This window comes from Brenneria tiliae (genome assembly GCF_023347575.1).
GTDB lineage: Bacteria > Pseudomonadota > Gammaproteobacteria > Enterobacterales > Enterobacteriaceae > Brenneria > Brenneria corticis.
Genome location: NZ_JAKPCB010000100.1, coordinates 243,419 through 267,270 on the forward strand (window position 1 = coordinate 243,419; position 23,852 = coordinate 267,270).

General features: G+C 57.8%; 18 protein-coding genes, 1 pseudogene and 1 riboswitch. Of the genes and pseudogenes, 7 read left to right on the forward strand and 12 right to left on the reverse strand.

What is annotated here, in order from left to right:
- Nucleotides 1-30: 30 nt before the first annotated feature.
- The 4 genes from MFP24_RS16330 (at nucleotide 31) to MFP24_RS16345 (ending at nucleotide 3,336) form a co-directional block, all read left to right on the forward strand.
- A complete protein-coding gene (locus tag MFP24_RS16330) occupies nucleotides 31-1,014 on the forward strand; it encodes a branched-chain amino acid ABC transporter permease (RefSeq protein WP_249231467.1) in 984 nt (327 codons plus the stop codon).
- Nucleotides 1,004-1,783 carry an ABC transporter ATP-binding protein gene (locus MFP24_RS16335; protein WP_249231281.1) on the forward strand — a complete coding sequence of 260 codons (780 nt, stop codon included), beginning with the start codon at nucleotides 1,004-1,006 and terminating at the stop codon, nucleotides 1,781-1,783. Before MFP24_RS16330 ends, MFP24_RS16335 begins: the two co-directional genes overlap by 11 nt.
- A complete protein-coding gene (locus tag MFP24_RS16340; RefSeq protein WP_249231280.1) occupies nucleotides 1,776-2,471 on the forward strand; it encodes an ABC transporter ATP-binding protein in 696 nt (231 codons plus the stop codon). Before MFP24_RS16335 ends, MFP24_RS16340 begins: the two co-directional genes overlap by 8 nt.
- A 94-nt stretch (nucleotides 2,472-2,565) precedes the next feature.
- Nucleotides 2,566-3,336 carry a DedA family protein gene (locus MFP24_RS16345; protein ID WP_249231279.1) on the forward strand — a complete coding sequence of 257 codons (771 nt, stop codon included), beginning with the start codon at nucleotides 2,566-2,568 and terminating at the stop codon, nucleotides 3,334-3,336.
- Nucleotides 3,337-3,399: 63 nt separating this feature from the next.
- Here the strand turns inward: MFP24_RS16345 and ilvN are convergent, their stop codons facing one another.
- The 8 genes and pseudogenes from ilvN to sgrR form a co-directional block, all read right to left on the reverse strand.
- The gene (gene ilvN / locus MFP24_RS16350) at nucleotides 3,400-3,693 is read right to left on the reverse strand and encodes an acetolactate synthase small subunit (protein WP_249231278.1); all 294 of its coding nucleotides are present in this window, start codon (nucleotides 3,691-3,693) and stop codon (nucleotides 3,400-3,402) included.
- Nucleotides 3,694-3,697: 4 nt separating this feature from the next.
- A complete protein-coding gene (gene ilvB / locus MFP24_RS16355; RefSeq protein ID WP_249231276.1) occupies nucleotides 3,698-5,362 on the reverse strand; it encodes an acetolactate synthase large subunit in 1,665 nt (554 codons plus the stop codon).
- A gap of 114 nt (nucleotides 5,363-5,476) precedes the next feature.
- Nucleotides 5,477-5,578 (reverse strand): ilvB operon leader peptide IvbL, encoded by a 102-nt coding sequence (gene ivbL, locus MFP24_RS16360; RefSeq protein ID WP_249231274.1) that lies wholly within the window; start codon nucleotides 5,576-5,578, stop codon nucleotides 5,477-5,479.
- 286 nt (nucleotides 5,579-5,864) lie between these two features.
- Nucleotides 5,865-8,466 (reverse strand): annotated as a pseudogene (adhE, locus tag MFP24_RS16365) (bifunctional acetaldehyde-CoA/alcohol dehydrogenase); the annotation flags it as partial.
- A 929-nt stretch (nucleotides 8,467-9,395) separates the two neighbouring features.
- Entirely contained in the window at nucleotides 9,396-10,043 is a 648-nt protein-coding gene (gene thiQ, locus MFP24_RS16370; protein ID WP_249231272.1) for a thiamine ABC transporter ATP-binding protein ThiQ, read from the reverse strand.
- Entirely contained in the window at nucleotides 10,027-11,637 is a 1,611-nt protein-coding gene (gene thiP, locus MFP24_RS16375; protein ID WP_249231270.1) for a thiamine/thiamine pyrophosphate ABC transporter permease ThiP, read from the reverse strand. The genes thiQ and thiP overlap by 17 nt, the downstream gene beginning before the upstream one ends.
- The gene (thiB, locus tag MFP24_RS16380) at nucleotides 11,613-12,566 is read right to left on the reverse strand and encodes a thiamine ABC transporter substrate binding subunit (RefSeq protein WP_407062018.1); all 954 of its coding nucleotides are present in this window, start codon (nucleotides 12,564-12,566) and stop codon (nucleotides 11,613-11,615) included. Before thiB ends, thiP begins: the two co-directional genes overlap by 25 nt.
- A gap of 142 nt (nucleotides 12,567-12,708) precedes the next feature.
- Nucleotides 12,709-12,849: riboswitch (TPP riboswitch) on the reverse strand.
- 41 nt (nucleotides 12,850-12,890) lie between these two features.
- The gene (sgrR, locus tag MFP24_RS16385; protein ID WP_249231269.1) at nucleotides 12,891-14,549 is read right to left on the reverse strand and encodes an HTH-type transcriptional regulator SgrR; all 1,659 of its coding nucleotides are present in this window, start codon (nucleotides 14,547-14,549) and stop codon (nucleotides 12,891-12,893) included.
- A 90-nt stretch (nucleotides 14,550-14,639) separates the two neighbouring features.
- Here sgrR and sgrT point away from each other — a divergent pair, with 90 nt between their 5' ends.
- Nucleotides 14,640-14,804 carry a glucose uptake inhibitor SgrT gene (sgrT, locus tag MFP24_RS16390; RefSeq protein ID WP_249231268.1) on the forward strand — a complete coding sequence of 55 codons (165 nt, stop codon included), beginning with the start codon at nucleotides 14,640-14,642 and terminating at the stop codon, nucleotides 14,802-14,804.
- Nucleotides 14,805-15,000: 196 nt separating this feature from the next.
- On the opposite strand, the gene leuD is transcribed toward sgrT, so the two are convergent.
- From leuD to leuA, 4 genes are read right to left on the reverse strand one after another with little or no spacing between them, the layout of a single operon-like run.
- The gene (gene leuD, locus MFP24_RS16395) at nucleotides 15,001-15,603 is read right to left on the reverse strand and encodes a 3-isopropylmalate dehydratase small subunit (protein ID WP_136166091.1); all 603 of its coding nucleotides are present in this window, start codon (nucleotides 15,601-15,603) and stop codon (nucleotides 15,001-15,003) included.
- 13 nt (nucleotides 15,604-15,616) lie between these two features.
- Nucleotides 15,617-17,017 carry a 3-isopropylmalate dehydratase large subunit gene (gene leuC / locus MFP24_RS16400; protein ID WP_249231267.1) on the reverse strand — a complete coding sequence of 467 codons (1,401 nt, stop codon included), beginning with the start codon at nucleotides 17,015-17,017 and terminating at the stop codon, nucleotides 15,617-15,619.
- A gap of 2 nt (nucleotides 17,018-17,019) precedes the next feature.
- Entirely contained in the window at nucleotides 17,020-18,111 is a 1,092-nt protein-coding gene (gene leuB, locus MFP24_RS16405; protein ID WP_249231266.1) for a 3-isopropylmalate dehydrogenase, read from the reverse strand.
- Nucleotides 18,111-19,691 carry a 2-isopropylmalate synthase gene (gene leuA, locus MFP24_RS16410; RefSeq protein WP_249231265.1) on the reverse strand — a complete coding sequence of 527 codons (1,581 nt, stop codon included), beginning with the start codon at nucleotides 19,689-19,691 and terminating at the stop codon, nucleotides 18,111-18,113. Before leuA ends, leuB begins: the two co-directional genes overlap by 1 nt.
- Before the next feature lie 556 nt (nucleotides 19,692-20,247).
- Here leuA and MFP24_RS16415 point away from each other — a divergent pair.
- The gene (locus MFP24_RS16415) at nucleotides 20,248-22,053 is read left to right on the forward strand and encodes an AMP-dependent synthetase/ligase (RefSeq protein WP_249231264.1); all 1,806 of its coding nucleotides are present in this window, start codon (nucleotides 20,248-20,250) and stop codon (nucleotides 22,051-22,053) included.
- Between the two features lie 79 nt (nucleotides 22,054-22,132).
- Nucleotides 22,133-23,851, forward strand: coding sequence for an acetolactate synthase 3 large subunit (gene ilvI, locus MFP24_RS16420; RefSeq protein WP_249231263.1), 1,719 nt, complete (start codon nucleotides 22,133-22,135; stop codon nucleotides 23,849-23,851).
- Nucleotide 23,852 lies beyond the last annotated feature (1 nt).

A 23,852-nucleotide genomic window follows, 5' to 3' on the forward strand; every position in this document is an offset into this window, starting at 1 on the left:
TTAAGCGGTTACGCCGGGTTATTTGCGATTATGCTGCTGGCGCTGTTTGCGTTGCAGCATCTGTTTGACGATTACGTGCTGCGCATTGTGTGTAATATTTTTATTTTTATGATCCTGGCGGTGAGCTACAACCTGATTAACGGCGTTACCGGTCAGCTATCCTTGGAGCCCAACGGCTTCGTCGCCGTCGGCGCCTATATTACCGCCATCCTGTTGCTCAGCGCGGAAACCAAGCTGGATATGTATGAGATGGCTTCCCCCAGCGCGCTGGTGCTGGCGTTGCATACCTCCTTTTTGCCCGCGCTGATTATCAGCGGCATCTGCGCCTCGCTGCTGGCGGTATGCCTGGCGTTTCCGGTTTTCCGGGTGCGCGGCGACTATCTGGCGATTGTCACCCTGGGGTTTGGTTTTATCATTAAAATCCTGGCGATTAATAATCCGCAAATCACCAACGGCGCCATAGGTCTGAACGAAATCCCCCAGGCCGGCAATATGCTGTACTGGTGCGGCTTTATCGCCCTGATCGCGGTGCTGCTTATTTTACAGATCGTCTATTCCAAATACGGGCGGGCGATGAAGGCGGTGCGCGACGATGAGGACGCGGCGATCGCCATGGGGATTAATACTTTTAAAATCAAAACCTGCGCCTTTGCCACCAGCGCTTTTCTGGAAGGGATCGGCGGCGGTCTGCTGGCTTCGCTGCTGACGATTATTTCTCCCGATCTGTTTGATTTTATGCTGACCTTCCAACTGCTGATCATCATTGTTCTGGGCGGACTGGGCAGCACCACCGGCGCCATTCTGGGCACCATTGTGGTGGTGGGCAGCGGCGAGTGGCTGCGCTTCCTTGACCAGCCGTTGAACCTGTTCGGCGAAAATCTGGGAACTTATCCCGGTTTGCGGATGGTGGTGTTTTCATTGGTACTGCTGATCATTATGCTTTTCGCCCGCGAAGGGCTGCTGGGTAAGCAGGAAATCTGGGAAGTGAGCAGGAGGCGCCGCCATGGAAAATAAACCCATTCTCAGCGTTGATAACGTCATTATGCAGTTCGGCGGACTACGGGCTATCGATGGCGTCGGCTTTACGCTTAATCCGGCGGAAATCTTTGGCCTGATCGGCCCCAACGGCGCCGGGAAAACCACGCTGTTTAACGTGATCACCGCCAACTATAAACCGACCTCGGGAACGGTGATGCTGGGTAGTGAAAAAATTACCGGCCTGAAACCGAATCAGGTGGTCAATCGCGGCATTGCCCGCACCTTTCAGAATATTCGTTTGTTCAATTCCATGACGGTGCTGGAGAACGTATTAATCGGTTTTGATCGCGCCATTCACTACTCTTTTATTGAGGCGGCGCTGCATATGGGGCGCTTTTTCGCGGCGGAAAAACGGGCCAAAGCGCAGGCGATGGAGATTCTCGACTACATCGGCATCGCGCAGCATGCGAATTCTCTGGCCACCAACCTGAGTTACGGCAATCAGCGTAAGGTGGAGATCGCCAGGGCATTGGCCACGTCGCCCGCGCTACTGCTGCTGGACGAACCGGCGGCCGGCATGAATCCCAGGGAAACCAACGAGCTGGCGCAGCTGATTTTTAAAATGCGCGAGGATTACCAACTAACGGTTTTGCTGATTGAGCACGATATGTCTTTCGTCAACACCCTGTGTGAACGGGTGCTGGTGCTGGACTACGGCAAACCGCTGTTCAGCGGCACCACTCATGAGGCCATTAACAATAAAGAGGTGATAGCTGCGTATCTCGGAGAGGTCGATTATGCTTAAAGCCGCTGATCTACAGGTATTTTATGGGCTGATTCAGGGATTGAAAGGGATCGACATCGAGGTGAACAACAGCGAGATCGTTACCCTGATCGGCAGCAACGGCGCGGGGAAAACCTCCACGCTGAACGGCATTATCAATCTGGTGAAATCGACCGGGCAGGTGAATTTCCTCAATGAGGATATCTCCCACAGCCTGACGCATCAGATTGTGCGCAAAGGGCTGGCGCTGGTGCCGGAAGGGCGCAAGGTGTTCACCAACCTGACCATCGAAGAAAACCTGCGTATGGGGGCGTACAACAATCCGCTTAATTTCAACCATCTGAAAGATAAAATGTACCAGCTGTTCCCGCGGCTGAAAGAGCGCCGCAGCCAGCTGGCCGGCACCATGAGCGGCGGGGAGCAGCAGATGCTGGCGATTGCCAGGGCGCTGATGAGCGAGCCGGTGCTGCTGATGCTGGACGAACCCAGCCTGGGGCTGGCGCCCAAGATAGTGGGCGAAATGTTCGGCATCATCAAGCAGTTGCAGAAGGATAATATCACCATCCTGCTGGTGGAGCAGAACGCCACCGCCGCGCTGAAGATAGCCGATCGCGCCTATGTGCTGGAGAACGGCAAGATCGTGCTGCAAGGCCAGGCGCAGGCGATTCTGGCCAATCCCGACGTGAAAAAGATGTATCTGGGGGGGTAGATTTCCCTCTGGCGTAAATATTGAAAATGACCGGTTGACGGCATCAGCCAAGATCCACACAATCCCTTTTTTATCACCAACGAGTTGGGATTTTATGGAAGCATGGCTGGATCATCTGGTGACGCAGTCATTAGCCTATGTACTGCTCGCCGTCATGCTGGTCGCCTTTCTGGAATCTCTGGCGCTGGTCGGCCTGCTGTTGCCGGGAACGGTGATGATGGCGACGCTGGGAGCGTTGATCGGCAGCGGCAAGGTGGGGCTGTATCCGGCGTGGGGCGCGGGGATTGTCGGCTGCCTGCTGGGCGACTGGATCTCTTATTTTATCGGCCGGGGTTTTAAGGGGTCGCTGCATCGCTGGTCTTTCCTGAAAAAACACCAGACCATGTTGCGCAAAACGGAATATGCGCTGCATCAACATCATATCGCCACCGTGCTGATCGGGCGCTTCGTCGGCCCGACCCGCCCGCTAATCCCGTTGGTCGCCGGGATGCTGGAACTCTCGCCCTATAAATTCGCCTTGCCGAATATTATCGGTTGCCTGTTATGGCCGCCGATCTATTTTTTACCCGGCATATTGGCGGGCGTCGCCATTGATATTCCCGCCGCCGCCAACGGCGCCGGTTTTAAATGGCTGCTGCTGGCGACGGTGTTACTGCTGTGGAGCGCGGCGTGGCTGAGCTGGCGCTGGTGGCGGGGAGATAAACGTAAAAAGCGCGACGGGCTCAGCCAGTGGCTGCCAGTAAACCGTTTACGCTGGGTAACGCCGCTGGCGCTGCTGGCGGCGGGCGCGGTTCTGACGATGCTGCTGCAGCATCCGTTAATGCCCGTCTATCGCCACCTGCTGTGGCAGGTGCTGAATGGGTAAATCGCCGCCTCTCGCGCAATGGGATGCCGGCGGGATAGTCATTGCGCGAGGGCGGTCGGGCGATCAGCGATAAAATTCCGCCACCTGATCAAAGATACGCATTTCATCGCCGTGGCGGCGCACCTGCAGCACGTCCTCCAGCTTTTCCACCTGGCTCACCATCTGTTGCAGCCGCTGGTCGTCCTGCACCAGCAGCCAGATGCGGCTTTCGTCGCCCCCCGCCAGCGGCATACACAAAATCCCTTCGACGTTAAACGCCCGGCGGGCAAACAGGCCGCATACGTGAGACATCACGCCGGGGTGGTTGCGAACCGATAGCTCTAGCGTCACCTGTTTTGAGGCTGATTGAGTTGGCATGGTATTAATCTCCAATCATATCGATGTTGGCGGCGCCCGGCGGCACCATCGGATAAACTTTTTCATTGGCGTCGATCGACACGTGGATCAGGGCCGGTCCCGGCTGGTTCAGCGCCTCGGCCAGAGCGGCGCGGGGATCCGCCGCCGCATTCAGATCGCAGGTGGCGAAACCGAAGCCCGCGGCGATGGCCAGAAAGTTGGTGCGGTAGCGGTAGTCCGCCGCAAAGATACGCTGCTGGAAAAACAGCTCCTGTTGCTGGTGAACCAGGCCAAGGGACTGATTGTTCAGCAGAATGATTTTGACGTTCAGCCCCTCTTCCGCGGCGGTGGCCATTTCCTGAATATTCATCATCAGACTGCCGTCGCCGGAAAAGCACGCCACGGTGCGCCCGGGCTCGGCCAGCGCGGCGCCAATCGCGGCGGGCAGGCCGAAGCCCATGGTCCCCAGCCCGCCGGAAGTCAGCCACTGTCGCGGCCTGCGCAGCGGATAGGACTGGGCGACCCACATCTGATGCTGCCCGACGTCGGTGGTGATAATCGCCTCGTCGCTCAGCGCCTGCGCGGCGGCCCGTATCAGCCCGTAATGGCTCAATGGGTCATCCATTCCCGGCATGTTGACCGGAAACTCGCGTTGCAGCTCGCTGACGGTCGCGCGCCAGACGTCGCGCCGCTGGGGGACGACCAGCGGCAGCAACCGGTCCAGCGCCTGCGCGACATCCGCATGCAGGGCAACGTGCGGCTGTCTGATTTTACCCAGTTCAGCCTCATCGATATCAATGTGAACGATGCCGGCCTGCGGGCAAAACTGTTCCGCCTTGCCGATCGCCCGGTCGTCAAAGCGGGCGCCCAGCACAATCAGCAAATCCGCCTGTTGCAGGATCAGATTGGTTGAGCGCGCGGCGTGCATCCCCAGCATGCCCAGCGACAGCGGATGATCGGCCGGCATGGCGCCCAGCGCCATCAGCGTCATGGTGGTGGGTAAACCGGCGCGTTCCGCCAGTTGCACGGCCTGCCGATGGGCGGACGCGCTGATGATCCCGCCGCCAAGGTAGAGAATCGGGCGCTGGGCGGCGTTAATCAGCGCAGCGGCCTGTTCGATTTTTTGCCCGTCGAGCGCCGGCGGCGCCGGGGGCGGGACTATCGCCGGCAGTTCATCCAGCTCGATTTCCGCGGTTTGCACGTCTTTGGGAACATCAATCCACACCGGACCGGGACGACCGGACTGGGCGATGCGAAAGGCGTCGGGAATGACGCGCGGCAGATCCCGGATATCTCTCACCAGATAGTTATGTTTGGTGACCGGAATGGAGATGCCGTAGGTGTCCACTTCCTGAAAGGCATCGGTGCCGATCATGCCGGAAGGCACCTGTCCGGTGATGCAGACCAGCGGAATCGAATCGAGTTTGGCATCGGCGATGGCGGTCAGCAGATTGGTGGCTCCCGGCCCGCTGGAGGCGAGACAGACGGCGGCCCGCCCGCTGGCCCGCGCCATGCCCTGGGCCATAAAGCCGGCGCCCTGTTCATGGCGCGCCAGCACGTGGCGGATGGTTGTGCTCTGGCCGAGCGCATCGTATAACGGCAGGGCAGCGCCGCCGGGAATGCCTGCCACCGTGGTGATGCCCTGCCGTTCGAGCAGCCGGACAATCAATTGGGCGCCTGTATAACGCATGATCATATCCTTTATCAGGGCCGGCGCGGTGGCGGAGCGGGGAGGGTGGAAACAAGAAACCCCGCTCGGCTTGCGCCGGCGGGGTTTGGGAATCTTGCTTTGATTCGGAACCCGTTACGGCGCGCTGCCGACGACCACCACGACCACGCGCACGACGACGACCGCGTCAACGTGCGCGGTGCTTAGTAGTGCTGAAGTGGAAGAAGCGTGTCTCATGGGATTCCTGTTAATGGTATGCAACCGCTTTATATAAACACGACTGATAAAAAAGACACAATACCCACAGGGGAAAAACATCAAAAATCCGCGAGTGGATCACATTTGGTGGTTTTCGGCCTGATAACTGCCTGTTCTTGCGGGGGGCCGTCAAACAGGGGCTTATGCGCCGTTGCGCATAAGCCCGCAGAGAGGTGGGTAGAGATTAGCTATCAGCCTTTCGCTTTCCCCTTTTTACCGCCGTTGGTGGTCGCTTTGGATTCCGCGGCCTGCCTGGGCGTATCGCTGTAGGCACGACCGTAGTAGGTATCCAGCAGAATCTGCTTCAGTTCGGAGATCAGCGGATAGCGCGGGTTGGCGCCGGTGCACTGGTCGTCGAACGCGTCCTCGGACAGTTTATCCACCTTGGCCAGAAAAGCCTCTTCCTGCACGCCGAAGTCGCGAATGCTGGCCGGAACGTCCAGCGCCGCTTTGGCTTCCTCCAGCCAGGCCAGCAGTTTGTCGATTTTCTGTCCCACATCGTCGCCGGGAGCGCTGAGCGCCAGATGATCGGCGATTTCCGCATAGCGTTTGCGCGCCTGCGGGTAGCCGTATTGGCTGAACGTCGCCTGTTTGGTCGGTTTATCGGTGGCGTTATAGCGAATCACATTGCAGATCAGCATGGCGTTGGCCAGACCGTGCGGAATATGGAATTCGGAACCCAGCTTATGCGCCATGGAATGGCACACGCCGAGGAAGGCGTTGGCAAAGGCGATACCGGCGATGGTCGCCGCGCTGTGTACTTTTTCGCGCGCCACCGGGTTTTTCGCCCCTTCCTGATAGCTGGTAACCAGATTGCCGTGCAGCAGTTTCAGCGCCTGCAGTGCCTGTCCGTCGCTGAATTCATTGGCCAGCACCGACACATAGGCTTCCGTGGCGTGGGTGACCGCATCCAGACCGCCGAAGGCGCACAGCGATTTCGGCATGGTCATCACCAGGTCGGCGTCGACGATCGCCATATCCGGGGTTAACGCATAGTCCGCCAGCGGATATTTCTGGCCCGTCGCATCGTCGGTCACCACGGCGAACGGCGTCACTTCGGACCCGGTGCCGGAGGTGGTGGGCACGCAGATCATCCGCGCCTTCACCCCCATTTTCGGGAAGGTATGGATGCGTTTGCGGATATCCATAAAGCGCAGCGCCAGGTCGTCGAAACGGGTTTCCGGGTGTTCATACATCACCCACATCAGTTTGGCCGCATCCATCGGCGAACCGCCGCCCAGCGCGATGATCACATCCGGCCCGAAGGCGTTCACCTGCTCTGTTCCCTTGCGAACAACGCTCAGCGTCGGGTCGGCCTCCACCTCGAAGAATACTTCGGTCGCGATGCCGTGCTGTTTCAGACGCGATATCACCTGATCGGCATAGCCGTTGTTGAACAGGAAACGGTCGGTGACGATAAATACGCGTTTCGCACCGTCTTGTACGACCTCTGACAGGGCGACGGGAAGCGAACCGCGCCGGAAATAGATGGATTTGGGAAGTTTATGCCACAACATATTTTCCGCTCGCTTGGCTACGGTTTTTATATTGAGAAGGTGTTTGGGACCCACGTTTTCCGAGACGGAGTTGCCGCCCCAGGAGCCGCAGCCCAGCGTCAGCGAAGGCACCAGCTTGAAGTTGTACAGATCGCCGATGCCGCCGTAAGAGGTCGGCGTATTGATCAGCACCCGGGAGGTTTTCATCCTTTCACCGAAATAGAGCACGCGGTGGGCATGGTTATCCTGGTCGGTGTACAGGCAACTGGTGTGGCCGATGCCTTCCATATTGAGCAGTTTTTCCGCGATATCGACCGCTTCGCTGAAATTCTGCGCCCGGTACAGCGCCAGCGTGGGGGAGAGTTTCTCATGGGCGAAAGGTTCGGTCTCATCGGCTTTGCTGACTTCGCCAATCAGCACCTTGGTATCCGGCGGGACGCTGATGCCCGCCATTTCGGCAATTTTTACCGCCGACTGGCCGACGATGGCGGCATTCAGCCCGCCGTTCTTTCTCAGGATTTCGCCTACCGCCGCGAGCTCGCTGCCCTGCAGGATATAGCCGCCCTGGGCGCTAAACGTCGCGCGCACGTCGTCGTAAATGCTCTTGACGACGATGGCGGACTGCTCGGACGAACAGATCATGCCGTTATCGAAGGTTTTCGACATCAGAATGGAGGCGACGAACCGTTTGACGTCGGCGCTTTCATCCACCACCACCGGCGTGTTTCCGGGGCCGACGCCCAGGGCCGGTTTTCCTGAGCTGTAGGCTGCTTTTACCATTCCCGGACCGCCGGTGGCGAGGATCAGATTGATATCCGGGTGATGCATCAACTGGTTGGTCAGGTCAATGGAGGGTTCGGCAATCCAGCCGATGATATCCTCCGGAGCGCCGGCGGCGACCGCGGCCTGCAGCACGATCTCGAGCGCCCTGTTGGTGGAGTTTTTCGCCCGCGGGTGCGGCGAGAAAATAATGCCATTGCGCGTTTTCAGGCTGATCAGCGCCTTGAAAATCGCGGTGGAGGTCGGGTTGGTGGTGGGAACGATACCGCAGATCAGACCGACAGGCGCGGCGATGGTGATGGTGCCGTAGGCGTCATCTTCCGACAGGATGCCGCAGGTCTTCTCATTTTTATAGGCGTTGTAAATGTATTCGGATGCGAAGTGGTTCTTGGTTACTTTATCCTCCACCACGCCCATACCTGATTCCTCCACCGCCATTTTCGCCAGCGGAATGCGATAGGAGGCGGCGACGAGCGCGGCGGCATGGAAGATGTTATCTACCTGTTCCTGCGTATAATCGGCGTAGATGCGTTGGGCCTTTTTTACCCGGGCAACCAAGGAGTCAAGATCATCAATTTGTGTTACGGCCATGGTGGTCTCCAATTGAGCAATATATTTGCCAGGGGCTTTCCCTGAGTAAGACGGCAATAGCCCACGAGGCTGGTAACGACACATCGTGCGCGCTTGCCAGGGCTTTTGCTTCCACCTCCGCGGCATGCGTTACACAAACCGATGCCGAGAGTAAATATATTCCGTATCAAATTGGTGACTTTGATTGAGATTGATAACAAATCCCCGGCGGGGGTTGTTAACGCCTTTCTTTTTATCCTGGGTGGAAATTAATAATAGCCTGCTTATTATTTCACATTTGCATTATTAATCGGTATAACGCCAGGATATAATAATCGGTATAACGCCAGGATATAAAAAATCGGGATATCTTTTATTATCAATCTCGATCAAAGTATTTGTTGTGCTCGTGTTAAATTAGGTTATTTAATTGTTGCTTAATGTCACCTCCTGCCCTTTTCTTTATTAATTGCAGTCTGCAAATTGATCGAGTTCTCTCTTGAAAACATTGGTAAATATGTTGGATGTAATGAATTTTCCCGGAGGCTTTCAGTAATATAAAAATAGTATGAATAATAAAACAGAACAGAAATAATGGGTTGTCTGGTTTATGCGTTTTTAGAAAAAGCCGGTAAAATAACCAACTAAATCAAAAACATTGCTATTTCTACCCATAAGAATGGCGATGTTATTATTATGTTGCGTGGCTGTTGTTATAGAGTGATTGCCACGTTGCTCTATGATTGATATCAAGTAGCATATTTTATTTTTTAGCGCGTTTCACGCATCAGTTTAAAGTTTTTCCCAGAATAACCGGGTAGATCACAATATGGTGTGAAGAAGCGTTCATTTACGTCGGAAAATAGCCATTTTTGTTCCCTTTTATTAACATTTCCTTTTGTGTAATGGCGTTAGTTTTAACCAAAACGGTAAATGACGTTATCGCCGCTTTATTTGAGCTGCCGGTTGTCGATAATGCGCCCTTCAGACACGGTGACTGCCCGACTGGCGATATATTGCGCATCATCCAGATTGTGCGACACCATCAGCAGCGTCAGGCGGCGTTCATCGCAGACCTGTTCCACCAGTTGCAGCATCTCCAGGCGCAATGCGGGATCGAGTGCGGAGAAGGGTTCATCCAGCAGCAAAATAGGCTGATGGCGCACCAGACAGCGGGCCAGCGCCGCACGCTGCCGCTGGCCGCCGGAAACCTGCGAGGGCAGGCGCGGGAATAGCTCGCTTAACCCGACCTGCCGCGCAATATGCCGCAGCGTTTCGCGCTGTTCGGCATTGAGCCGCAAACCGGGATTCAGCCCCAGGGCGATATTTTGCTCGATGGTCAGGTGCGGAAAGAGGTTGTTTTCCTGAAACAGGATGGAGACCGGACGCTTGGCGGGCGGGGTATGGCGATGGTCTTCCCCGTTCAGACGCAGTTCGCCGCCGTCAGCCGGCAGAAAACCGGCGATCAGGTTCAGTAGGGTGCTTTTCCCCGCGCCGCTGGGGCCGAGAACGGCAATGCGTTCTCCCGGCCGCACGTGGAGGTCGAAGCGCATGGGCATCTGTTGGTAGAGATAGGTCAGTTTATCGAGAAAGATCATCGCGATCCGCCAGTTTTTCAATCAGGGTGAACAGCATAAAGCACAGCAGCATCAGCAACAGCGCGGTAACGGCGCCGTCGGCGCTGCGATAGGCTCCAATCTGCTGATAAAGGTAAAAGGGCAGGGTGCGGAACTGCTCATTGCCGAACAGGGCGATAACGCCGAAATCGCCGATCGACAGCACGCTGGCAAACGCCAGCGCCTGAGCCAGCGGCTGTTTCAGCGCCTTCAATTCAATAATTTTCAACCGCCGCCAGCCGCGGATATCCAGCGACAGGCAGAGTTGATTATAGCGTTCGGCGATATCCACCATCGGGTTTTCCAGCACCTTGAGCGCATAGGGGATGGCCATCAGCGCGTTGGTCAGCACCACCAGGCCATAAGGGGATTGCGGCAATCCCAGCGTATTGTTCAGCAGCAGGAAAAAACCGGTCGCCAGCACGATACCGGGCATGGCGAGGATCAGCATGCCGCTCAGATTCATCAACTGGCCGGACAGCGGCCGGCGGCGCAGCTTGAGCTCCCGGCTGCTCCATAGCAGCATCATGGTCAGGATGACGCAGATAACGCCGGCGGCCAGGGCGATACGCAGCGACGTGAACAGCGTTTGCCACAGCGCGGGCTGTTGCAATACGCTGAGCAGGGAGCGGTTGACGCCGTCCACCGCCACCGCCAGCAGCGGCGGCACGATCAACAGCAGCGCCGCGCCGATCAGCAGGCTATCGCATACCCGGCTGAACAGGCTGTCCTGCGGGTTGCGCCACGCCAACTGCCGGGTACTGCCCACCGGCAGCATGCGGCCTAATCGTTGGCTCAGCAGCACCAGCCCAAGGCAGCAGGTCATCTGAATCAGCGCCAGCAGCGCGGCGCGCGACGGATCGTAATCAAAGCTCAGCGCCTGATAAATCGCCAGTTCGATGGTGGTGGCCCGCGGTCCTCCCCCCAGCGACAGCACGGTGGCGAAGCTGGCGAAGCAGAGCATAAAGATAAGCGCGGCGGTGGGCGGGATCTGCCGGCGCAGCCAGGGCCATTCGACAATGCGGAAATGCTGCCAGCCGTTCATGCCCAACTGGGCCGCCAACTGGCGCTGTTCCGTGGCGATGCCCTCCAGCGACTGCAACAGCAGACGGGTCGCCAGCGGCAGGTTGAAGAAAATATGCGCCAGCAGAATGCCTTGCAGTCCGTAAGGGGAGAAACGGTAGGGAAGACCCGCCGCCTCCAGCAGGTGCGCCAGCCAGCCCTGGCGGCCGTAGACGCTCAGCAGGCCGAAAACCGCCACCAGCACCGGCAGCACCAGGGTCATGGCGCACAGCCGCAATAGCCAGCGATGGCCGGGGAAACGCCGGCGATAAAGCGCTCTGGCGAGGAAGATCGCCGGCAGGGTGGAGAGCAGGGCGGATAAAAATGCCTGCCAGAAGGTGAAGCGGATAACATGCCACAGATAGCTGTCGCGCCATAGCGTCCGCCACTGGTTTTCCGGCGCCTGTAGCCACAGCGCGCCGAAAGCCAGCAGCGCCACCGAGATCAGCAGCGTGGCGGCCAGTCCGCCCGGCCACAGGCTGCCCGCGGTCAGCGGCTGACGGCGCGTTGCCATGCCTGGATCCAGTTATTCCGCTGTTCCGCCACCTGCTGCGCGCTGTATTGTAAGGCTTTTTCCGGTACGACAAGGGAGGCGAAGCCGGCGGGCAGCTCGGTGTCGGTCACCGGATACATCCAGTTGGCGGTGGGGATAGCCTGCTGGAATGCCGGCGTCAGGATGAACTGCATAAAACGTTTCGCCAGCGCCGGGTTCTTGCTGGACGCCAGCTGTCCGGCGACTTCGATTTGCAAATAGTGCCCTTCGCTGAAGTTTGCCGCGGCGTAGCTGTCTTTTTTCTCTTCAATGATGTGATAGGCCGGGGAGGTGGTGTAGCTGAGCACCAGATCGGCCTCGCCTTTCAGAAATAGGCCGTAGGCTTCGCTCCAGCCTTTGGTGACGGTAACCGTTTTTTTCGCCAGCTTTTGCCACGCCTGCGGCGCCTGTTCGCCGTACACCTGCTGCATCCATAACAGCAGCCCCAGTCCGGGAGTGCTGGTGCGGGGATCCTGATAAATCACTTTCCACGGCTCGCTGCTGTCGACCAGTTCATGCAGGCTCCTGGGGGGATTTTTCAGCTTATCCTTGTTGTAGACAAAGGCGAAATAGCCGTAGTCATAGGGCACGAAGGTGGCGTTGTTCCAGCCGCCGGGAACCTTTACGGCCGCGGCGGTATCCAGTTGGTGCCGGCTAAATAGCCCGGTCTGTTCCGCCGCCTGCAGCAGGTTATTATCCAGCCCCAGAATGATATCCGCTTTGCTGTTTTTCCCCTCCATGCGCAGGCGGTTCAGCAGCGAGGCGCCATCTTCCAGCGCCACAAAATTCAGTTCGCACTCACACTCTTTTTCAAAGGCGGTTTTGATCACCGGGCCGGGGCCCCATTCGGACGCGAAGGAGTCGTAGGTGTAGACCGTGAGCGCCGGTTTGGCGAACGCCGGCGCCGACATCAGCAGCAGGCAGGGAAGGATTGTTTTCCACAGGGAAAGCGGGCGTTTCAGCGGCCCGGGTTTTAACCCGTTTTGTTTTAATAGCGATGTAATCAACACTTTGCACTCCTGTCGTTATAGGGTGGCAAAGGTCTTTGAGTCAGCGATGAACACTCTCAAATCCCTTCGCCGGTATTAACCGGATCAGGTTCGACGGGTATTTTCTCAGCGAAAAACGCATTAGAGACAGTTGATAAAGCCTGATATCAGGGACAAAGCCGTTTTCGCACCCCGTTGAGAACGGCCTATTGTAAAGGCTTGGCGAGGGCAGGGAAAGCCGGGGCGTCAGTTTTCCGGCGGGGCGAACCAGGCGGATTTGAAATCGAACCACCCCAGGGTATTCATGCGGATGCCGCGCATACTGCGCTGTCCTTGCAGTTGCAGCCAGTTGTGAAACAGCGGATGCAACTGGCCGCTACGCACCAGTTTTTCGCTCCATTCCGCCATCGGCAGCGCTTTGCTGCGCCACAGGACGGCGTCCTGATGCAGATCTTCCTCCAGACAATGCTGCATCAGCGGCTGCTCGTAAAGCATGGCGAACAGCGAGAATTCCAGGGGTAGATAGCAGTTGGCGCTGCACAGCCAGATATCGCTCTGCGCTTCCCCCTGATACCAATCCTCGTAGGTCACCGTATGGATGGTAAGTTTAACGCCGTGTGTTTTAAGCACTTTCTTTATTATTTCACCGATCATCTGATATTCAGGATGATCATGATAGAAGGTCAGGGTGAGCTCTCTCAGTTCCGCCGGTTTTTCCTGCGCTTCGTCATGCTGCCGGTAATGCCAACGGGGCAGCAAGCTATAGGCCGGCGACCAGTCGCGCTGATGCGCGTTATCCGCGTGGCCGAGCAGGGCGATCGGGTTGCATATCTGGCACAGCCAGCGGCGCACCTGCGGCTGGCCGGCGAGCGGCGAACGCTTATCGAACAGCAGGAAATAGCACCCCTCTTCCATACGGCTTTCCAGCTCATCGTGGGATGAATCATCCGATTCCAGGTGCAGGGAGCAGGGATACACCTCGGTGGCGTCGGGCAACACCCAGATATTGACCTCGTCGATCAGCGCCCGATAGCCGAAGTAGTCATCAAACGCTTTTATTTTCAGCTGATTATTATTGTTGCGCGTCACGGAGTAAGGGCCGGTTCCGATAGGCTGTCGAGCAAAATCAGGCAGGGTGCGCCACTCCTCCGGCAGGATCATGGCCGGCACGCTGCCCAGCAGCCAGGGCAGCCAGTCGTCGGGGCTGCTCAGCCGGACGTCAATCACGAACGGCATCGGAGAGGTCACGCTAGCGATATGGGAGAATAAGGGCAGCGTATTGAGCCGGGTGAGCGAGGCGATCACGTCTTGCATGGCGAGCTCCCGCCCGTGATGAAAACGAATCGACGGACGCAGATAAAACCGCCAGTGCTGCGGGGACAACATTTGCCAGTGGTGCGCCAGATCGGGTTTAAGTTCCCCGTTTTCCTCATTTATATTGGTCAGGCCGCTGAAAATCTGCCGGGCGATATGCATTTCCGAGCGCCGCAGGGCGGAACCGGGCAGCAGATTGCGCAGCGGGCGATAGTAAAGAATGCGCAGAATATGTTTGCCCTGGCGGAAACTGCGGCCCAGATGCGCCAGCAGCATTTGCCGCACGGTGTTTTTATCCCCCACCAGCTGCACCAGCTGATCGATGCGGTCCTGCTCCAGCAGGTCCTCGGCCCGCTGCTGTTGCAGCGCCAGCCCGGTGTAGATAAAGGTCAGCTGCGAGCGTTTGCCCCGTCCCGCTTCCGCCTGCCAGATAATCCAGCCCTGTTGCTGCATGGCGCCCAGCAGCGAGCGGATATGGCGGCGTGAACAGCTCAGAACGCTCGCCAGCTCTTGCAGCGTGGTGGCGGTGGTTTGCCCCTGAAAGCGCTGCCACAGGCGCACGAACTGTTGTTGCAGACGGGATGAAGTCATAAAAGGGGAACTCCTGGCCTTAAAGTCATCAATTTATCTTTCCCTATATTACGTTGATACTTTCCCATAATGAAAGCGCGGAGGTGGCTTATGACAATCCCGATGCTGTACCGGTTCTATCAGATCTATCTCACAACGTGCCGGGCGAAATGGCTGTGCTGGCTCTCCGCCCGACAGCGGATAGCGTTATTGCAGCAGGCGACGCAGTGGCAAATAGCGGAAATGTCGGAAGAAGAGTATCGCCACTGGATATAGTCGCAGAGAACGATAAAAGAATAATTCTGAGTAATGGTGCACTTCACCAGCCAGCGAAACCTTCCGCTGGCTTTTTTTATGGTACGCCGTAACTGGCGCACCATAAAAAAGAGGTACCCGACGGAGGAACCTCCTGATGATCATCGATCGTGCGTTATTACCGGCGAACTCGCGCCACCGGTAAGTGCGGACGACATCAATGCAGGAACGACGGCTGCTTCCGCTCGTAGTCGGCGATGGCCGCATCGTGCTGCAATGTCAGCCCGATGCTGTCCAGCCCGTTAAGCATGCAGTGGCGGCGGAAGCCGTCGATTTCGAACGGATAGCTGTTGCCGCCGGCCACTACGGTCTGGTTTTCCAGATCGACGGTAAAGGTAATGCCTTCCTCGCCGTCGACCAGTTTGAACAGCGTGTCCACATCCGCTTCGCTCAGCGTCACCGGCAGCAGCTGGTTGTTGAACGCGTTGCCGTAGAAAATATCGGCGAAGCTCGGGGCGATCACCACTTTGAAGCCGTAGTCGGTCAGCGCCCAGGGCGCATGTTCGCGCGACGAGCCGCAGCCGAAGTTTTCACGGGCCAGCAGGATGCTGGCGCCTTTATAGCGCGGTTTATTCAGCACGAAATCAGGATTGGGCTGCTGGCCGGACTCGTCCAGAAAGCGCCAGTCATTGAACAGGTGCTGACCGAAACCGGTGCGCGTCACCTTTTGCAGAAACTGCTTGGGAATGATTGCGTCGGTATCAACGTTAGCGGCATCCAGAGGAACCACCAGACCGGTATGTTGGGTAAATTTAGTCATGTCGGCGTCTCTCTTAATTCAACTCGCGGATATCGGCGAAGCGGCCGGTGACGGCGGCGGCGGCGGCCATCGCCGGGCTCACCAGGTGCGTGCGTCCGGCGCGTCCCTGACGGCCTTCGAAGTTGCGGTTGCTGGTGGAGGCGCAGCGCTCGCCGGGGTTCAGGCGGTCGTTGTTCATGGCCAGACACATGGAGCAACCGGGCAGGCGCCACTCAAAGCCGGCTTCGATAAACACTTTATCCAGCCCTTCCAGTTCGGCCATGGCTTTCACCGGGCCGGAGCCGGGCACCACGATAGCCTGCACGCCGTTGGCGACCTTGCGCCCTTTGGCGACTTCCGCCGCCGCGCGCAGGTCTTCAATGCGCGAGTTGGTGCAGGAGCCGATAAACACTTTGTCGATCGCCACCTCGGTCAGTTTGATGCCGGGCTGCAAATCCATATAGGCCAGCGCCTTGGCCGCCGACGCGCGCTCCACCGGATCGCTGAAGGATTCCGGCGACGGAATCACCTGATTGACGGCAATCACCTGGCCGGGGTTGGTGCCCCAGGTTACCTGCGGGGCGATGTCGGCGGCATCCAGCGTGACGATGCTGTCGAAGCGGGCGTCGTCGTCGGACTTCAGCGTACTCCAGTAAGCGACGGCGGCGTCCCAGTCGGCGCCTTTCGGCGCGAACTGACGCCCTTTCAGATAGGCGAAAGTGGTTTCGTCCGGCGCCACCAGACCGGCCTTGGCGCCCATCTCGATCGCCATATTGCACAGCGTCATACGGCCTTCCATGCTCAGCGCCCGGATGGCCTTGCCGCAGAATTCCACCACGTGGCCGGTGCCGCCGGCGCTGCCGGTTTTACCGATAATCGCCAGCACGATATCTTTGGCGGTGATGCCGGGCGCGGCATCGCCGGTGACTTCGATCTTCATGGTTTTGGCGCGGCCCTGCTTCAGGGTCTGGGTGGCCAGCACGTGCTCCACTTCCGAGGTGCCGATACCGAAGGCCAGCGAGCCGAACGCGCCGTGCGTCGCGGTGTGGGAGTCGCCGCAGACGATGGTCATGCCCGGCAGCGTCATACCCTGTTCCGGACCGATAACGTGAACGATCCCCTGGTACGGGTGGTTCAGGTCATACAGCTGCACGCCGAATTCGGCGCAGTTCTTGATCAGCTCCTGCATCTGGATACGCGCCATTTCGCCGCTGGCGTTGATATCCTTCGTCTGGGTGGAGACGTTGTGATCCATGGTGGCGAAGGTTTTACCCGGCTGACGAAGCTTGCGTCCTTTGGCGCGCAGACCATCGAAAGCTTGCGGCGAGGTGACTTCGTGCACCAGATGGCGATCGATATACAGCAGGGGCGTTTCATTCGGCGCTTCGCGCACCACGTGCGCATCGAATAATTTCTGATATAACGTCTTGCACATGGTTATGCCCCTTGCGCCACAAACCGGGCAATGGCATCGCCCATCTCACTGGTGCCGACGGCTCTACCGTCGCTGGCCAGATCGGCGGTGCGATAGCCTTCGGCCAGGGCGGTATTCACGGCTTTTTCAATCGCGCCGGCCGCGTCGTCGGCGCCCAGGCTGTAACGCAGCAGCAGCGCCAGCGATAAAATCTGCGCCACCGGGTTGGCGATGTTTTTACCGGCGATATCCGGCGCGGATCCGCCGGCGGGTTCGTACAGGCCGAAACCCTGTTCGTTCAGGCTGGCGGACGGCAGCATGCCCATCGAACCGGTGATCATGGCGCACTCGTCGGACAGGATGTCGCCGAACAGGTTGGAGCACAGCAGCACGTCGAACTGGGAGGGATCTTTAATCAGCTGCATCGTGGCGTTGTCGATATACAGATGGGACAGCTTCACATCCGGATATTCCTTGGCGATTTCAGTGACGATTTCACGCCACAGGATGGAGCTTTGCAGCACGTTGGCCTTATCGATGGAGGTTACCACGCCGCGCCGTTTGCGTGCCGATTGAAAGGCAATATGGGCGATGCGCTCAATCTCGAAACGGTGATACACCTCGGTATCGAAGGCGCGCTCGTACTGGCCGCTGCCTTCGCGGCCTTTCGGCTGGCCGAAATAGATGCCGCCGGTCAGTTCACGCACGCACAGGATATCGAAGCCTTTGGCCGCAATATCGCCGCGCAGCGGGCAGAACGCTTCCAGCCCCTGATACAGACGCGCCGGGCGCAGGTTGCTGAACAGGCGGAAATGCTTGCGCAGCGGCAGCAATGCGCCGCGCTCGGGCTGTTCGGACGGCGGCAGATGCTCCCATTTCGGTCCGCCGACCGAACCGAACAGGATCGCGTCGGCCTGCTCGCAGCCGGCGATGGTCGCCTGCGGCAGCGGCGTACCCTGACGGTCGATGGCGATGCCGCCCACGTCGTATTCGCTGGTGGTGATCCCTATGCCGAAGCGCTGACGCACCGCGTCCAATACTTTGTGCGCCTGCGCCATTACTTCCGGCCCGATGCCGTCTCCGGGTAAGACGGCGATATGGTAACTCTTTGTCATCACACTGTTTCCTGACTATTTTGTTGTTTGCTGTTGTGCTGTTGCAGACGCTGAATTTCTTTTTCTACCTGCTGAGCGCGTTTAATGTTGTTCAGAACGTTAACCATTGCCTGCGCGGAGGATTCAACGATATCCGTCGCCAGACCGACGCCGTGGAAACGGCGTCCCTGATAATCCGCCACGATATCAACCTGACCCAGCGCATCGCGCCCTTGCCCTTTGGCGGTCAGCTGATATTTAACCAGTGAAATCTGGTAGCCGGTAATACGGTTAATCGCCTGATAGACGGCGTCGACCGGGCCGTTGCCGGTGGCGGCCTCGGACTGGGTTTCATCGCCGCAGATCAGTTTGACCGAGGCGGTCGCCATCACGCTGGAGCCCGATTGTACGCTGAAATAGTCCAGACGATAAAACTCGGCCTCTTCCTGCTTATTATTGATAAAGGCCAGCGCTTCCAGATCGTAATCGAATACCTGGCCTTTTTTGTCCGCCAGTTTCAGGAACTCGGCGTACAAATTATCCAGATTATAATCGCTCTCCTGATAACCCATCTCTTCCATGCGGTGCTTGACGGCCGCACGGCCGGAGCGGGAAGTCAGATTCAACTGGACCTCTTTCAGGCCGATGGATTCCGGCGTCATGATTTCATAGTTTTCGCGATTTTTCAGCACGCCGTCCTGGTGAATGCCGGAAGAGTGGGCGAAAGCGTTGGCGCCAACCACGGCTTTGTTGGCCGGGATCGGCATATTGCAAATCTGGCTGACCAACTGGCTGGTGCGGTAGATTTCCTGATGATTGATGCCGGTATGGACGTTGAGAATATCATGACGGGTTTTGATCGCCATAATCACTTCTTCCAGCGCGCAGTTGCCGGCGCGTTCGCCGATGCCGTTCAGCGTGCCTTCTACCTGACGCGCGCCGGCGTTGACCGCCGCCATGGCGTTGCCCACCGCCAGACCGAGATCGTCATGGGTGTGAACGGAGATAATGGCTTTATCGATGTTGGGAACGCGCTGGTACAGGGAAGAGATGATATTGCTGAATTCGTGGGGCAGGGTATAGCCGACGGTGTCCGGAATATTGATGGTGCGGGCGCCGGCGTTGATGGCGGCCTCCACCACGCGACACAGATCGGCGATTGGCGTACGGCCGGCGTCTTCGCAGGAGAATTCCACGTCGTCGGTGTAGTTGCGTGCGTGTTTGATCATATAAATCGCCCGCTCGATAACCTCGTCCAGCGTACTGCGCAGTTTGGTGGCGATATGCATCGGCGAGGTGGCGATAAAGGTGTGGATGCGGAAGGCATCGGCCACGCGCAGCGCCTCGGCGGCCACGTCAATATCTTTTTCAACGCAGCGGGTGAGGCCGCAAACCCGGCTGTTTTTAACGTTGCGGGCAATGGTTTGCACGGATTCGAAGTCGCCAGGGGAAGAGACCGGGAAGCCCACTTCCATTACGTCAATGCCCATACGTTCCAGGGCCAACGCAATCTGCAGTTTCTCTTTTACACTCAGACTGGCCTGCAGCGCCTGTTCACCGTCACGTAATGTCGTATCAAAAATAATGACTTGCTGGCTCATCGATTGGTTTCCTTATCGTATTTACTTAGCGCCCGGCGGGTTATATTGAGGCCGGGATTGCCCGCCATAAAAAAACCCGCGCATCGGCGCGGGTTTTTATTTGGTGGCGTGAAATCTGTTCTAAATTCTGCCCACCGGCATACCGCGCAATGTAGATGCGTTTAGTAGTAGGCCTAGTAGGAAAGCGAAGTTGAACATGAAGTCTCGTCATCTGAAATTCGTAAAGTGCTCTATTGGTACTTGATTAGCAGGGTTATGTCAACCTTTGATTTGGTGTGACCCGCGTCAAGTAAACCACCTGCGGCCCGCTGCCGACGTTAGAAAGATCGTTGCGGTTTTATTCTTTAACGGTAGACTGCGTCCCAAATAATTTATACCCGTCATACTTCAAGCTGCATGTGCGTTGGCTGCGCTCAGTCACCCGAATCACTTACCTGAGTAAGCTCATCGGGACGCCTTCCCTTGCCGCCTTCCTGCAACTCGAATTATTTAGGGTATACAACACTGTACGCTGAAATTTTCAGGCTAACTTTCCTCTGTGGGCAGTCTTTTGCAAATGAATGAGCATTTACGGCAATACCATGTAGTACACCGGATACAGCAGCAGGTTGAACATTGTTCAGGTCGCATCGCGTTGCGGGAATGGACGCCGGACGGCGAACGGCGGCTTACCTGGGCCCAGGCGGGGCAGCGCATACGGCGAATCGCCAGCGCCCTGCTGGCGCAGGGGCTGGACGTGCAGGAGCGCGCGGCGATTTTCTCGCATAATTCGCTTAACTGGTCGCTGGCCGATCTGGCGATGCTGCACCTGCGGGCCGTCAGCGTGCCGATCTACGCCACCAACACCGCCGCGCAGGCGGCGTTTATCATTAACGACGCCGATATCCGCACCATTTTCGTCGGCGGTCAGGCGCAGTTGGACGCCCTGCTGGCGCTGCGGGAAACCTGTCCGCAATTACGCAATATCATTGTGATGGACGACGGCGTGGATTTACGCGGCTGCGATATTGCCGTAACGCTGCGCGAATTCGAAGCGCAGGCGGTGGACGCGTTCTGGCGCGATGAGCTGCAAAGACGCATTGACGGCCGCGATCTCGACGATCTGTTTACCCTGATTTATACCTCCGGCACCACGGGAGAACCGAAAGGGGTGATGCTGGACTACGCCAATATGGCGACGCAGCTCAAGCTGCACGACCGGCGTTTGCGCGTGTCGGAGGCGGATGTTTCCCTGTGCTTTCTGCCGTTGTCGCACGTGTTTGAACGGGCCTGGAGCTTCTTTATCATGCACAGCGGCGCGCAAAACGTGTATCTCAGCGACACCAATCTGGTGCGCGCCGCCATGCAGGCGGTTAAACCGACCATGATGTGCGCGGTGCCCCGCTTTTACGAAAAGGTGTACAGCGCGATTTATGAAAAAGCGGCGCAGGCGCCCTGGTATCGCCAGCGCTTATTCCACTGGGCCGTCGCCCAGGGGCGGCGGGTCTTTCTGCTGCGTCGCGCCGGCAAACACCCCGGCGCGTGGCGTCGCCTGATGCATCGCTACGCCGACCGTCTGGTGCTGGGGAAATTACGCCAGCTATTGGGCGGGCAGGTCAGGTTCCTGCCCGCCGCCGGCGCCCGGCTGGACGACAATATCATTCTGTTTTTCCAGTCGATGGGCATCCGCATCGTCTATGGCTATGGCATGACGGAAACCTGCGCCACGGTCTCCTGCTGGGAGGAAGAGAACTTCCGCCTGGGGTCGATCGGCACGCCCTTGCCGGAAATTGAGGTGCGCATCGGTGCGGATAATGAAATTCAGGTGCGCGGCGCCACGGTGATGCGCGGTTATTTCCATCGTCCGCAGGAAACGGCGGACGCCTTTACGGCGGACGGCTGGCTGAAAACCGGCGATGCCGGCGAACTGGATGCGCAAGGCAATCTGTTTATTACCGAACGCCTGAAAGATCTGATGAAAACCTCCGGCGGCAAATACATTGCTCCGCAACACCTGGAGGGCACGCTGGGGCAGGATCGCTTTATCGAACAGGTGGCGGTGATCGCCGATGCGCGCAAATACGTGTCGGCGCTGATTGTTCCCTGTTTCGAAGCGCTGGAAGAGCATGCCCGCTCGATCAATCTGAAATATCACGATCGTCTGGAACTGCTGCGCCACAGCCATATTATCGAGCTGTTCGAGCAACGCCTGCGCGAGATACAGAAAGAGCTGTCCCGCGTCGAACAGGTGAAAAAATTCACCCTGTTGCCGGCGCCGTTTTCGATGGAGGAGGGCGAACTGACGCCGACGTTGAAGCTGCGCCGCAAGGTGATTCATCAGCGCTATCAGTTGGAAATCGACGCCATGTATTCTGAATCATGACGGTTGCCGTTGCCTGAGTTATCATCTCACGTTATTTTGAGTCGTTATATTTAAAAACCCTATGTTAAGAGGCAAACCCATGGAGATGTTGTCAGGCGCCGAGATGGTGGTCCGATCGTTAATCGATCAGGGCGTAAAACATGTATTCGGCTATCCCGGCGGTGCGGTGCTGGATATTTACGACGCCTTGCATACGGTTGGCGGTATTGAACATATTTTGGTGCGCCACGAACAGGGCGCGGTGCATATGGCCGATGGCTATGCGCGCGCCACCGGCGAGGTCGGCGTGGTGCTGGTGACCTCCGGTCCCGGCGCGACCAACGCCATTACCGGTATCGCCACCGCCTATATGGATTCGATTCCCATGGTGGTGCTTTCCGGCCAGGTGGCGACATCGCTGATTGGCTACGACGCCTTTCAGGAGTGCGATATGGTGGGGATTTCCCGGCCTATCGTAAAGCACAGCTTTCTGGTCAAACAGGCGGAAGATGTGCCGACGGTGCTGAAAAAAGCCTTTTATCTGGCGTCCAGCGGCCGTCCCGGTCCGGTGGTGGTGGATTTGCCGAAAGACGTGATGAATCCGGCCAATAAGCAGCCTTATATGTATCCCGACCATGTCAGCATGCGTTCGTACAATCCGACGGTTCAGGGACATAAAGGACAGATCCGCCGCGCGCTGCAAACGTTGCTGGCGGCGGAAAAGCCGATTATTTACAGCGGCGGCGGGGTGATCAACTCCGGCTGCCATCAGGAACTGCTGACGCTGGCGGAAAAACTCAACCTGCCGGTGGCCAGCTCGCTGATGGGACTGGGCGGCTTCCCCGGCACGCATCGTCAAAGCCTGGGCATGCTCGGGATGCACGGCACCTACGAAGCCAATATGGCGATGCATAACGCCGACGTGATTTTCGCCGTCGGCGTACGCTTTGACGATCGCACCACCAATAATCTGGCCAAGTACTGCCCGAACGCCACGGTGTTGCATATTGATATCGATCCGGCTTCGATCTCCAAAACGGTAAACGCCGATGTTCCCATCGTCGGCGACGCCCGCCAGGTATTAACCCTGATGCTGGAACTGCTGGCGCAGGATGAGGCGCAGCAGCGGTTCGACGCGCTGCGCGACTGGTGGCGGAACATCGAGCAGTGGCGCGCCCGCCACTGCCTGAAGTACAACGCGGACGGCGAGGCGATCAAGCCGCAGGCGGTAATTGAAACGCTATATCGGCTGACGGGCGGTAATGCCTATGTCGCCTCGGACGTGGGCCAGCATCAGATGTTCGCCGCCCTTTACTATCCTTTCGATTTGCCGCGCCGCTGGGTCAACTCCGGCGGTTTGGGCACCATGGGATTCGGCCTGCCCGCCGCGCTGGGGATTAAGCTGGCGCTGCCGCAGGAAACGGTTATCTGCGTCACCGGCGACGGCAGCATTCAGATGAATATTCAGGAACTCTCCACCGCGCTGCAGTATGACCTGCCGATAGTGGTGGTTAACCTGAACAACCGTTTCCTCGGCATGGTGAAACAGTGGCAGGATATGATCTACTCCGGCCGCCACTCCAGTTCCTATATGGAGTCCCTGCCGGATTTCGTCAAGCTGGCGGAGGCTTATGGGCATATCGGCATCGCCATTGATACCCCTGACGAACTGGAAAGCAAGCTGGCGCAGGCGCTGGCGCAGAAAAACCGTCTGGTGTTCGTGGATGTCAAAATCGACAGCGGCGAGCACGTTTACCCGATGCAGATCCGCGGCGGCGGGATGGATGAGATGTGGCTAAGCAAAACGGAGAGGACCTGAT

Bases quoted from the DNA above. Each gene is read 5' to 3' on its own strand.
- thiB (WP_407062018.1), bottom strand. From the start codon at position 12,566: ATGTCGGCGCCGGCGTTCGCCAAACCGGCGCTCACGGTCTACACCTAC.
- ivbL (WP_249231274.1), bottom strand. From the start codon at position 5,578: ATGAGACACGCTTCTTCCACTTCAGCACTACTAAGCACCGCGCACGTT.
- MFP24_RS16340 (WP_249231280.1), top strand. From the start codon at position 1,776: ATGCTTAAAGCCGCTGATCTACAGGTATTTTATGGGCTGATTCAGGGA.
- thiP (WP_249231270.1), bottom strand. From the start codon at position 11,637: ATGGCAACGCGCCGTCAGCCGCTGACCGCGGGCAGCCTGTGGCCGGGC.
- ilvB (WP_249231276.1), bottom strand. From the start codon at position 5,362: ATGCGTTATACAGGCGCCCAATTGATTGTCCGGCTGCTCGAACGGCAG.
- sgrT (WP_249231268.1), top strand. From the start codon at position 14,640: ATGACAATCCCGATGCTGTACCGGTTCTATCAGATCTATCTCACAACG.
- sgrR (WP_249231269.1), bottom strand. From the start codon at position 14,549: ATGACTTCATCCCGTCTGCAACAACAGTTCGTGCGCCTGTGGCAGCGC.
- leuC (WP_249231267.1), bottom strand. From the start codon at position 17,017: ATGTGCAAGACGTTATATCAGAAATTATTCGATGCGCACGTGGTGCGC.
- MFP24_RS16345 (WP_249231279.1), top strand. From the start codon at position 2,566: ATGGAAGCATGGCTGGATCATCTGGTGACGCAGTCATTAGCCTATGTA.
- leuA (WP_249231265.1), bottom strand. From the start codon at position 19,691: ATGAGCCAGCAAGTCATTATTTTTGATACGACATTACGTGACGGTGAA.
- MFP24_RS16330 (WP_249231467.1), top strand. From the start codon at position 31: ATGCTGCTGGCGCTGTTTGCGTTGCAGCATCTGTTTGACGATTACGTG.
- ilvN (WP_249231278.1), bottom strand. From the start codon at position 3,693: ATGCCAACTCAATCAGCCTCAAAACAGGTGACGCTAGAGCTATCGGTT.
- MFP24_RS16335 (WP_249231281.1), top strand. From the start codon at position 1,004: ATGGAAAATAAACCCATTCTCAGCGTTGATAACGTCATTATGCAGTTC.
- leuB (WP_249231266.1), bottom strand. From the start codon at position 18,111: ATGACAAAGAGTTACCATATCGCCGTCTTACCCGGAGACGGCATCGGG.
- ilvI (WP_249231263.1), top strand. From the start codon at position 22,133: ATGGAGATGTTGTCAGGCGCCGAGATGGTGGTCCGATCGTTAATCGAT.
- thiQ (WP_249231272.1), bottom strand. From the start codon at position 10,043: ATGATCTTTCTCGATAAACTGACCTATCTCTACCAACAGATGCCCATG.
- MFP24_RS16415 (WP_249231264.1), top strand. From the start codon at position 20,248: ATGAATGAGCATTTACGGCAATACCATGTAGTACACCGGATACAGCAG.
- leuD (WP_136166091.1), bottom strand. From the start codon at position 15,603: ATGACTAAATTTACCCAACATACCGGTCTGGTGGTTCCTCTGGATGCC.